The organism is Streptomyces sp. RKND-216 (genome assembly GCF_004795255.1).
GTDB classification, from domain to species: Bacteria; Actinomycetota; Actinomycetes; order Streptomycetales; family Streptomycetaceae; genus Streptomyces; species Streptomyces hazeniae.
Map to the genome: position 1 here is coordinate 1,767,793 of NZ_SSBQ01000002.1, position 11,218 is coordinate 1,779,010.

Annotated in this window: 9 protein-coding genes and 1 pseudogene; 7 read left to right on the forward strand and 3 right to left on the reverse strand. The window is 73.0% G+C overall.

Annotation, left to right across the window (positions count from 1 at the left end; all coding sequences use genetic code 11):
* Positions 1–289 precede the first annotated feature (289 nt).
* Positions 290–2,443 carry an ATP-dependent DNA helicase UvrD2 gene (locus E4198_RS07580; RefSeq protein WP_247597877.1) on the reverse strand — a complete coding sequence of 718 codons (2,154 nt, stop codon included), beginning with the start codon at positions 2,441–2,443 and terminating at the stop codon, positions 290–292.
* A 366-nt stretch (positions 2,444–2,809) separates the two neighbouring features.
* Here E4198_RS07580 and E4198_RS07585 point away from each other — a divergent pair, with 366 nt between their 5' ends.
* From E4198_RS07585 to E4198_RS07615, 7 genes and pseudogenes are all read left to right on the forward strand, one after another.
* Positions 2,810–3,064 (forward strand): mycoredoxin, encoded by a 255-nt coding sequence (locus E4198_RS07585; protein WP_027766167.1) that lies wholly within the window; start codon positions 2,810–2,812, stop codon positions 3,062–3,064.
* A gap of 212 nt (positions 3,065–3,276) precedes the next feature.
* The gene (locus tag E4198_RS07590; RefSeq protein WP_136182501.1) at positions 3,277–3,861 is read left to right on the forward strand and encodes a DinB family protein; all 585 of its coding nucleotides are present in this window, start codon (positions 3,277–3,279) and stop codon (positions 3,859–3,861) included.
* A gap of 227 nt (positions 3,862–4,088) precedes the next feature.
* A pseudogene (locus tag E4198_RS25335) lies at positions 4,089–4,272 on the forward strand (XRE family transcriptional regulator); the annotation flags it as partial.
* A 200-nt stretch (positions 4,273–4,472) separates the two neighbouring features.
* Entirely contained in the window at positions 4,473–5,894 is a 1,422-nt protein-coding gene (locus E4198_RS07600) for a Gfo/Idh/MocA family oxidoreductase (RefSeq protein ID WP_136182502.1), read from the forward strand.
* A gap of 122 nt (positions 5,895–6,016) precedes the next feature.
* On the forward strand, positions 6,017–6,901 hold the full coding sequence (locus tag E4198_RS07605; protein WP_136182503.1) for a sugar isomerase: 885 nt from the start codon (positions 6,017–6,019) through the stop codon (positions 6,899–6,901).
* Positions 6,902–6,906: 5 nt separating this feature from the next.
* Complete coding sequence (locus E4198_RS07610; protein ID WP_136182504.1) at positions 6,907–7,773, forward strand: class II fructose-bisphosphate aldolase; 867 nt, start codon at positions 6,907–6,909, stop codon at positions 7,771–7,773.
* Between the two features lie 163 nt (positions 7,774–7,936).
* Positions 7,937–8,722, forward strand: a complete 786-nt coding sequence (locus E4198_RS07615; protein WP_136182505.1) for a DeoR/GlpR family DNA-binding transcription regulator — start codon at positions 7,937–7,939, stop codon at positions 8,720–8,722.
* A gap of 81 nt (positions 8,723–8,803) precedes the next feature.
* On the opposite strand, the gene nudC is transcribed toward E4198_RS07615, so the two are convergent.
* Positions 8,804–9,709 carry an NAD(+) diphosphatase gene (gene nudC, locus E4198_RS07620; protein ID WP_136185240.1) on the reverse strand — a complete coding sequence of 302 codons (906 nt, stop codon included), beginning with the start codon at positions 9,707–9,709 and terminating at the stop codon, positions 8,804–8,806.
* 54 nt (positions 9,710–9,763) lie between these two features.
* The gene (locus tag E4198_RS07625; RefSeq protein ID WP_136182506.1) at positions 9,764–11,182 is read right to left on the reverse strand and encodes a dipeptidase; all 1,419 of its coding nucleotides are present in this window, start codon (positions 11,180–11,182) and stop codon (positions 9,764–9,766) included.
* Positions 11,183–11,218: the final 36 nt, after the last annotated feature.

Genomic DNA, 11,218 nt, shown 5'->3' on the forward strand with positions numbered 1-11,218 from the left:
GAATATCGGACGGTTCCGCCGCCCTCGGTGTGTACTGGTGTGGGGGGTAGTACGCATGGCGGAGGAGTGTACTCACGGCGCCGCAGAAATGAACAGGAGACCTGACCGGCAGCGGAGCGGTCGGGCCGGCGAGTCCGCCCTCTACCGCTCCCCGGGGCGGGAGGTTCCCCGCGCCGGGGAATTTCACAGAACCAGCAGGGGATTCCCACAAGCCGATTCCGCCCAGCCCGAATCCGGTACGCATTGTCGCCCGACCGCTACTGATGCGCAGGAAAGCACGGAGTGTGGTTTACCGTTCGACTTCTTCATGCGCCGTGCCATCGCCTGTGTGTTCCTCGCCACTCGCGGGAAGTTCCGCGCCGGCGCAGAGTGTGAGCACGTCGGCCCCGAAACGCTGGAGCTTGCGGGTGCCCACGCCGGAGATCGTCGCCAGCGCGGCCTCGTCGTCCGGCACCGCTTCGGCGATGGCCATCAGCGTCTTGTCGGTGAAGACGCAGTAGGCCGGCTGGCCGAGCTGCTTCGCCTGGTCCGAACGCCAGTCGCGCAGCCGCTCGTACAGCCCCTCGTCCAGGTCTGAGGGGCAGCCCTCGCAGCGCATCAGCTTCACCTCGCCGGGGTCGGTGAGCGTGCGGCCGCAGACTCGGCAGCGCACCGGCCCTCGGCGCCGGCGGGACCGGCCTGCGCCGCGTTCCACACCGCCCGCGCCACCGGCCGTACGGGTCCCCGTGGCGGAGGAGCCGGGCCTCAGCCCCGCCAGGAAGCGGCTGGGGCGCCGGCTTGCCCGGCCGCCGGGAGAGCGGGACAGCGCCCAGGAGAGGGACAGGTGGCGGCGGGCCCGGGTCACGCCGACGTAGAGCAGCCGCCGCTCCTCCTCGACCTGCGCGTCGGTCTTCGCGTAGGTGATCGGCACCATGCCCTCGGTGAGCCCGACGAGGAAGACCGCGTCCCACTCCAGCCCCTTGGCCGAGTGCAGCGAGGCGAGGGTGACGCCCTCGACGGTGGGCGCGTGCTGGGCGTTGGCGCGCTCGTCGATCTCGGCGACCAGGTCGGCGAGGGTGCTCTGCGGACGGGCGCGGGCGAAGTCCTCGGCGAGGCGCACCAGGGCGGCCAGCGACTCCCAGCGGTCGCGCACCGCGCCGGAGCCGGCGGGAGGTTCGTTCGCCCAGCCGCGGGAAGTGAGCACGGCACGCACCTGGGACGGCACGTCGACGGCGTCCTCCAGCAGCGGGTCGTTACCCCCCGCGCGGGCGGCGCCGCGCAGGGCGACGCCGGCTTCGCGCACCTCGGGGCGTTCGAAGAAGCGCTCGGCGCCGCGCAGCTGGTAGGGCACGCCGACGTCCGCGAGAGCCTGCTCGTAGACCTCGGACTGGGCGTTGATGCGGTAGAGGACGGCGATGCCGCCGGCGTTGACCCCGGCGTCGATCAGTTCCCGGATGCGCCGGGCGGTGCCCTCCGCCTCGGCGGGCTCGTCGGCGTACTCCGTGTAGACCGGATCGGGCCCGGTCTCGCGCTGGGAGACCAGCTCCAGCCGGTGGTCCGCGGCGCGGCCGCGGGCCTGCGCCAGCAGGCCGTTGGCCAGATGGACGACCTGCGGGGTGGAGCGGTAGTCCCGGACCAGTTTCACGACGGTGGCGTTCGGATGGCGGGTACGGAAGTCGAGCAGGTGGTCGGGGGTGGCGCCGGTGAAGGAGTAGATCGTCTGGCTGGCGTCGCCGACGACGCACAGGCTCTCCCGGTCGCCGACCCACAGTTCGAGCAGCCGCTGCTGGAGCGGGCTCACGTCCTGGTACTCGTCGACCACGAAGTGCTGGTACTGGGCGCGGACGGTCTCGGCGATGTCGGGCCGGTCCTGGAGGACGCCGACGGTCAGCAGCAGCACGTCCTCGAAGTCGATCACCGAGCGGTCGCGCTTGAGCTGTTCGTAGAGGGCGAAGACCCGGGCGACCTCCGCCGGATCGCGCGGCGCCTCACGACCGGACTTCGCGATCATCGCGGGGTAGTCCTCCGGGACGGTGCGCGTCACCTTCGCCCACTCGATCTCGCCGGTCACGTCCCGCAGTTCGTTGCGGTCCAGCCGGATGCGGCAGCGGGCGGCGGCGTCGGCCACCAGCTGGATCTTCCGCTCCAGCAGCCGCGGCAGCTCGCCGCCGACCGCGCGCGGCCAGAAGTACTGGAGCTGGCGCAGCGCCGCCGAGTGGAACGTGCGGGCCTGGACGCCGGTCGCGCCGAGCTGGCGCAGCCTGCCGCGCATCTCGCCGGCAGCACGCTGGGTGAAGGTGACCGCGAGGACGCCGGCCGGAGGCAGGACGCCGGCGCGCACGCCGTACGCGATCCGGTGCGTGATCGCGCGGGTCTTGCCCGTCCCCGCGCCCGCCAGCACGCACACCGGGCCGTGCAGCGCCGTCGCCACCTCGCGCTGCTCCGGGTCGAGCCCTTCCAGCACGGCGTCGGCGTCCCGCGGTGGCTCGACGTGCTCCGGTCGCGGAGCGGCGGGCGCCGGGACCGCGGGCGGCGCGCTCGCGGAGGTGCCGGGCGCGGAGGTGCCGGGCGCGGAGGACCCGGAGCCGACGGGGAAGAGGGTGGCGTCGCTTGCTGCACTACTCACCCCGCCCATGCTGCCAGCTTCGCCGTCGCCTCTCGGTACGTTGTCCACAGCCCCGACTCTGCGGTGTGACGAACGCCGCCGGGAAGTGCCGCCGGTGACGGGAATGTCCGGGTCTCCCCCGGACGTTCTCCTCGCGGCGCCCCGGCCCTGCGCTCGGCGCCCGCGCCGCAGGCACCGTCCGCACACGAAGGAGATTCCGCGCCCATGATGGGAACCGTGACGATGTACAGCACCACCTGGTGCGGCTACTGCCGCCGCCTGAAGAGCCAGATGGAGCGCGAGGGCATCGCCTACACCGAGATCAACATCGAGCAGGACCCCGCGTCGGCGGCATTCGTGGAGAAGGCCAACGACGGCAACCAGACGGTGCCCACGGTCCTCGTCGTCGGGCCCGAGGGCACCGAGACGACCATGACCAACCCCTCGCTCGCCCAGGTGAAGGCCGCCCTGGCCGCCTGACGACGGCGAGCACACCGACGCCCCGCCGACACCCCGGCGGGGCGTTCGCGTGCCCCGACGCCTTCTGTGCGGCTACGACATCCTCATCGCCGCAGCCGCACAGAAGGCGGGAGCGGCTTCCTCGCTGCAAGCACGGCGGCCATCACATGAGTCGTTGCGGAGCACGCACGGGATCTTGTGGCCACGAGCAGCCCCTGGCAGGCTCCAGCCGCATGATCGAGGCATTCGCGAAACGCGATCTGCACGAGAGACTGCGGCGGGACCGCGAGGCGCTGCTCTGGAAACTCGACGGCTTGTCCGCGTACCACGCCCGCCGACCTCTCACAGCAACCGGGACCAACCTGCTCGGCCTGGTCAAGCACGTGGCCATCGTCGAGGCCAGGTACTTCGGCGAGGTATTCGACCGCCCTTCACCGGAGCCGCTGCCTCGCTGGCAGGACTCCGACGGCAGCGATCTGTGGGCGACCGAGGACGAGACGTGCGATCAGATCATCGGGTTCTACCGCCGCACATGGGAACACTCGGACGCCACGATCGACGAGCTTCCCCTCGACGCACCCGGCCACGTGCCGTGGTGGCCGGAGCCTCATTGCCACACGAAGCTGTTCGCCATCATGGTCCATGTCCTCGGCGAGTCCGTTCGGCATGCCGGGCACGCAGATATCCTGCGCGAGGGCCTCGACGGCCGGACCGGCTTGCGCCCCGAACACGAGATGCCGATCAACGAGGAAGCCCGTGCAGCCTACTGCGCGAAGATCGAGCGGGCCGCCAGGTCGGCCGCGCCCGTTCAGGAGTAGCCTCGATACTTTCGTGAGCGACCTCCGGATCCTCCTCTGGCTCGCCGGCTGAGCCGGCCCCGGCGAAGCGTGCGTCCACACGCGCGTCGAGGGTGATCACTCCGGATCCTGCGGGTGTTCGCCGAGTCGATGCCGGACCAGCAGGACTCGGCAGTCATCGACCTTGCGGAGGTCGCATTCGCTCTCGGCCCGGCGCATGTCGGCCACAAGTCGTTGGCAGGCCGGGTCTGCCGACGGAGCTGCCCCGGTTCGCGACGCACCTGGAGATGCACCGGGGCCTCATGCTCGCCCGACCCGGGGACCGGGACGGCGGGATCACCTACGCCCGGCGCGCCCTTGGGCGGCTCCCGCCGGAGAAGCACAGCCTCACCGCTCCGCATGCTCATGGACGAGGTGGAGGCGACCGCCTGAGTCGGCGGCTACGGACCCCCGAGCCCCCCGGCCCCGCAGGGCCGGGGGGCTTCCGCATGCCCTGTGGAGCCCGCACACGCACACCACCCGCACGTGCTGCACATGGTTGCGCGAAAACGCGCGCAACCCTTGACCTGTGAGCAGATTCGGGCGGAAACTGCTGCGCGATCGCACCCTCACCACGTGTCAGGAGGCTTCGCATGTCCGGACCCGAAGACGTCGGCGGGCTGTCCCGCAGAGCGGCACTGCGCGCCGGGGCACTCGCCGGAGCCGGGATGGCCGCGGTCGGCGCGGGCGGCGGCACCGCCGCGGCCGCCGATCGTACGGGGCCGCGGATTCCCGGAGCCGACGAGAGCACCTGGCCGAAGCGGCGCGGCCGGTCGATGATGGGCGTGCCGTTCGACCGGCATCGCACGGTGCGCGTCGGCGTCATCGGGCTGGGCAACCGCGGTTCGGCCATGCTCCCGCTGTTCCTCGCGCTGGAGGGCGTCCGGGTCACCGCGCTGTGCGACGTGGACCGGGAGAAGGTCGCCGGGGCGGTGAAGACGGTCACCGACGCCGGACAGCCCGAACCGGCCACGTTCACGACCGGCGAGGACGCGTACGAGAAGCTCTGCGCCTACCAGGAGCTCGACTTCGTCTACGTCGTCACGCCCTGGGAGTGGCACACCGAGATGGCCCTCACCGCGATGCGGGCCGGCAAGCACGTGGGCGTGGAGTGCCCGATCGCCACCAGCATCCGCGACCTGTGGCGGCTGGTGGACACCTCGGAGGAGACCCGGCGGCACTGCATCCAGCTCGAGAACTGCTGCTACGGGCAGAACGAACTGCGCGTGCTGCGCATGGCCCACGAGGGGCTGTTCGGCGAACTGCTGCACGGCTCCGGCGCCTACCTGCACGACCTGCGCGAACTGCTGTTCTCCGACACGTACTACGAGGACGAGTGGCGCCGCGCCTGGCACACCCGGCGGGACGGCGACCTCTACCCCACGCACGGGCTCGGGCCGGTGGCCGCCTACATGGACATCAACCGGGGCGACCGGCTGGTGCGCATGACGTCCATGAGCACTCCCGCGCTGGGGCTTGCCGACTACCGCGACCGGCACGTGCCGCGCGACGACCCGAAGTGGGACGAGCGCTACGTCAACGGCGACGTGACGATGAGCCTGCTGCAGACCGAGCGCGGCCGGGTGATCCACCTCGTGCACGGCGTCTCCAACCCGCACCCGTACAGCCGGCTCAACCACCTGGCCGGCACCCGCGGCGCCTTCGAGGACTACCCGGAGCGCATCTACCTGGAACCCGGCGCGAGCGGGCACGAGTGGCAGGACTTCGGGCGGTACGCCGAGTACGACCACTGGCTGTGGAAGGACGTCGGACCGGGGCCGGGAGGCCACGGCGGCATGGATTACCTCATGCTGTACCGCCTCGCGCAGACGATGCGGCTCGGCCTCGCGCCGGACATGGACGTCTACGATGCCGCCGCCTGGAACGCCCCCTTCGCGCTCAGCATCCACTCGGTGCGCCACGACGGCGCGACGGTCCCCTTCCCGGACTTCACCCGTGGCGAGTGGAAGACCCCGCACCCGGGAACCGACTCCTCCAAGCCGTCCGGCGGCTGACCCGCAGGCACCACGGCACGCACGGCGCCCCCCTGCCACGACCGGGGCGCCGTGCGCGTATATGCTTGAATGGCCCGTAGAACACTCAGAAAGCGTCAAACGATGCACGCCGAGGAGAGCCCGTGACGCACCTCGAAGCGGAGACGGCCGACCAGCCCGAGTGCTGGGACCGTGCCGCCGCGCTGGCCGCGGCCCGCAGCGACCTGCTTCCCGTGAACGGCGAGCGGGTCGCCGTGGTCGGCTGCGGCACCTCCCTGTTCATGGCCCAGGCGTACGCCGCGCTGCGCGAGTCCCACGGGCTCGGGGAGACCGACGCCTTCGCGGCCTCCGAGTTTCCGCGCGGCCGCCGCTACGACCAGGTGGTCGCCCTGACCCGGTCCGGTACCACCACCGAGGTGCTCGACCTGCTCGCCGGGCTCCGCGGCGCGGTGCGCACGCTCGCCGTCACCGCCGACCCGCACACCCCGGTCGCGTCCGCCGCCGACGCGCTCGCCGTGCTGGACTTCGCCGACGAACACTCGGTGGTGCAGACCCGGTTCGCGACCAGCGCCCTCACCTTCCTGCGCGCGGGCCTCGGCCTGCACGACGCGCAGGTGGAGCGGGACGCCCGGCGGGCCCTGTCCGAGCCGCTCCCCGAAGGCCTCGCCCGGGCCTCGCAGTTCACCTTCCTCGGCAACGGCTGGACGGTGGGGCTCGCCCACGAGGCCGCGCTGAAGATGCGCGAGGCGACCCGGTCCTGGACGGAGTCCTATCCCGCCATGGAGTACCGGCACGGACCGATCAGCATCGCCGACCGGTCCACCGTCACCTGGATGTTCGGACCGGCGCCCGCCGGGCTCCCCGAGCAGGTCGCGGCGACCGGCGCACGGTGGATCGAGAGCGCACTGGACCCGCTGGCCTCGCTGGTCTCCGTGCACCGGCTGGCCGCCGCTGTCGCCGCGGAGCGCGGGCTGGACCCGGACCGGCCCCGCAATCTGACCCGCTCCGTGATCCTCGCCGACGGCTGAGCGACGTGCCCCTCGTCCCCACCGGCGCACTGGTCGCCGAGGCGGCCGCCCGCGGCGCGGCCGTGGCCGCCTTCAACGTCATCACGCTGGAGCACGTGGAGGCAGTGGTCGCCGGCGCCGAGCGCGCGGGCCTGCCGGTGATCCTCCAGATCAGCGAGAACGCCGTGCTCTTCCACGGCGGCCGGCCCGGGCCGCTGGCGGCGGCCGCCGCGGAGTGCGCCCGGCAGGGCACGGCGCCGCTCGCACTGCACCTGGACCACGTGAAGGACCGCGCGCTGCTGGAGCAGGCGCCCGGCTGCGGCTTCGGGTCGGTCATGTTCGACGCCGCGCACCTGCCGTACGAGCAGAACGTCGCCGCCACCCGGGAGGCGGCCGCGTGGGCGCACGCGCACGGCCTGTGGCTGGAGGCCGAACTCGGCGAGGTCGGCGGCAAGGACGGCCGCGGCCCGCTCGACGCGCACGCGCCGGGCGCGCGTACCGATCCGGACGAGGCCTGCCGGTTCACCGAGGCCACCGGCGTGGACGCGCTCGCCGTCGCCGTCGGCAGCTCGCACGCCATGACCACCCGCGACGCCCGGCTCGACCACGACCTGCTCGGCGCCCTGCACCGGGCGCTCGACGTGCCGCTTGTGCTGCACGGCTCGTCCGGCGTGCCCGACGCCGAGCTCGCCCGGGCGGTCGCCGGCGGTATCGCCAAGGTCAACATCGGCACCGCCCTCAACATCGCCATGACGGGGGCCGTCCGGGCCGCCCTGGCGGCGGAGCCGGAACGCGTCGACCCCCGCGCGTATCTGCGCGAGGGCCGCGAGGCGATGACCGACGCCGTGGTGCGCATGCTCGCCGCCGTCTCCGGCGCGGGCCGCCCGCACTGAACCCGGCACGGCAGCTCCCGCGTCGGCTCGCGCGCCGCTCCGCGCAGATAAGGCCGACCCGCGCGCAGAACCGCGCACACGAGGGTGGTGCACACGGCCCGGAACGCGCAGGACCGTGCGCGATACGCTCGGCCCCCTGCACGGCGAACGAGGAGGCGAACGGGTGGCGGCACATGAGCGATGGACACGGCTGTTGGAGATCCTGGGTGAAGAGGGCCGGATCGACGTCGCCCAGGCCGCCGAACGGCTCGGGGTCTCCGCCGCCACCGTCCGCCGCGACATGAACGAACTCGCCGGGCAGCAGATGCTCACCCGCACCCGCGGAGGCGCGGTCCTGAGCGCCGTCGCCTACGACCTGCCGCTGCGCTACAAGACCGCGCGCCGTGCGGACGAGAAGCACCGCATCGCCCGCGCGGCGGCCGCCCTGGTCGCTCCCGGCAGCGTCGTGGGCCTGAACGGAGGCACCACCACCTCGGAGGTGGCCCGCGAACTGGCCACCCGCACCGACCTGATGAGCGAGACGAGCACCCCGGCGCTCACGCTCGTCACCAACGCCATCAACATCGCGAACGAACTCGCCGTCCGCCCGCACGTGAAGACCGTGGTCACCGGGGGCGTCACCCGCCCCAACTCCTACGAGCTCACCGGCCCGCTCGCCACGGCAGGGCTCCAGAGCCTGGCCCTGGACCGCGCCGTCCTCGGGGTGGACGCGGTGCACCCGGAGTTCGGCGCCGCCACCCACGACGAGGGCGAGGCGGGGGCGAACCGGGCCCTCGCGGAGCGGGCCGAGACGGTCGTCGTGGTCGCCGACTCCACCAAGCTGGGGCGCCGGGCCTTCGCGCAGGTCTGCCCGGTGCATGTGATCTCCGTGCTGATCACCGACTCCGAAGCCCCCGACGAGATGGTGGAGCGCTTCACCGCGGTCGGCGTCGACGTCCGCCGCGTCTGAACGTCGGCCGGCCCCGCGCGACCGGGCGGATTCCAGGGGCCCTTCGCGTACGGGGCCGGGCGCAGCCGCCACAGCGAGGTGTCAGCGGGGGGGCAGGGGTTCGCCGTACCAGCGTTCGACCAGACGCGCGGCGATGGAGATGCCCGACGGCGGCAGCACCTCGCCGGAGGCGAACGCGGCGCGCAGGTCGTCGCGGGAGAACCAGCGGGCCTCCTCGATCTCGTGGCCGTCCACCTGGATGCGGGAGGAGGAGGCGCGCGCGGTGAACCCGAGCATCAGGCTGGACGGGAACGGCCACGGCTGGCTGCCCACGTACGCGACGCCCTCCACGGGCACCTCGACGCCGACCTCCTCGCCGACCTCCCGAACCACCGCCTGCTCGATGGACTCGCCCGGCTCCACGAAGCCGGCCAGGGTCGAGAAGCGGCCCTCCGGCCAGTGCACCTGGCGGCCCAGCAGGGCGCGGTCGTGCACGTCGGTGACCAGCATGATGACCGCCGGGTCAGTGCGCGGGTAGTGCTCGGCGCCGCAGGCGGGGCAGCGGCGCACGTGGCCGGCAGCGGCGATCACGGCGCGTTCGCCGCAGCGGGAGCAGAACCGGTGCAGACGCTGCCAGTTCTCCAGCGCGACGGCGTGCACGAGAAGTTCCGCGTCCCGCTCCGGAAGCAGCACGCCGGCCTCGCGCAGCCCGGCCGGGCGGGCGATGTCGTCCATCCGGCCGGGGAGGGCGTCCTTCTGCAGCGCGAAGTAGGCGACTCCCTCCGGGTCCACGCCGAGGAAGTAGCGGTGCGACTCGGTGGCGGGCGCGTCGAACGACGGCATGGTGACCAGCTCGGTGCACCCGTCCCCGGTGTCCTCGATCAGCGCCTGCCCGCCGGACACCACGAAGACGCGCGTCGTCGGATGGCTCCACGCGGCCGCGAGCCACGCCTCGTCGAGGCGGCGGTGAGCGGCGCGGTCGATGCCGCCGGTGCCGGTCAGGGTGATGGCGGGGGCGGCTTCGGAGCTGTCGGCGTCGGGTGTCCAGATGGTCACGGCTGCTTACCGGTTCCCCTCGTCGGCGGCGTGCGTCCAGTTCAGGCCCAGATCCTCCCAGAGGTAGGCGGCGGTCTCGACACCCTTCGCGAGAAGGTCCAGTTCGACCTTCTCGTTCGGCGCGTGCCAGCCGTCGGACGGGATGGAGATGCCGAGGAACAGCACGGGGGCGCCCAGCACGTCCTGGAGGTCGGCGGCGGGCCCGGATCCGCCCTCGCGGGTGAACCGTACGGTGCGGCCGAAGGCGCGGCTCATCGCGCGGACGGTGGACTGCAGGGCCGGGTGGTCGAGGGGCGTCAGGCAAGGGCGGGTGGCGCCCCAGAAGGTGATCTCGTGCCCGATCCCGGCGGGCACCGACCGCGCCACCCAGTCCCGTACGGCCTGCTGGACCTTCTCCGGGTCCTGCCCGGCGACCATCCGGAAGGAGAGCTTCAGCTGGGCCGCGGAGGGCACGATCGTCTTGCCACCGGGGCCCTGGTAGCCGCCGCCGATGCCGTTGACCTCGGCGGTGGGGCGGGCCCAGATGCGTTCCAGGGTGGTGTACCCGCGCTCGCCGCCGACGGCGTGCGAGTGGGCGGTGCGCAGCCAGGCCGCCTCGTCGAACGGCAGCTCGGCGAAGAGCGCGCGCTCGCGGTCGGACAGTTCGATCACGCCGTCGTAGAAGCCGGGGATGGCGACCCGGCGGTCGGCGTCGTGCAGGGAGGCGGCCAGCCGCGCCGCCTCTGTCGCCGGGTTGGGGACCGCCCCGCCGAAGGAGCCGGAGTGGATGTCCTGGTCCGGCCCGTACAGGTCGATCTGGCAGTCGGTGAGCCCGCGCATGCCGGTGCAGACGGTGGGGGTGTCGGCCGCCCACATGCCCGTGTCGGAGACGACGACCGCGTCGCAGGCGAGCCGGTCCGCGTGCGCGCGCACCAGGTCGGGAAAGTGCGGGGAGCCGGACTCCTCCTCGCCCTCGATCACCAGCTTGAGGTTCACGGCGGGCGCGGTGCGGCCGGTGGCGGCAAGGTGCGCGCGGACGCCGAGCGTGTGGAAGAACACCTGCCCCTTGTCGTCGGCGGCGCCTCGGGCGTACAGCCGTCCGTCCCGGCGGACCGGCTCGAACGGCTCCGTGTGCCAGCCGTCGGCACGCTGCGCGGGCTGCACGTCGTGGTGTCCGTAGACCAGCACGGTGGGCGCACCGGGGTCGCCGGAGGGCCACTCGGCGAACACGGCGGGGTGGCCGGGGGTCTGCCACACCTCGACCGTCGGGAATCCGGTCGCACGCAGGGCGTCCGCCAGCCAGTCGGCACTGCGCCGCACGTCGGCGGCGTACGCCGGATCGGCGGAGACGGAGGGGATGCGGAGCCAGTCCTCCAGGGCGGCGAGGAAGCCCTCACGGTGGGTGTCGATGAAACTGCGGACCGCGCTGTCCGGGGTGGTGCTCATGCCCCGACCCTATCCGCCCCTCCGCCGGTCCTTCCC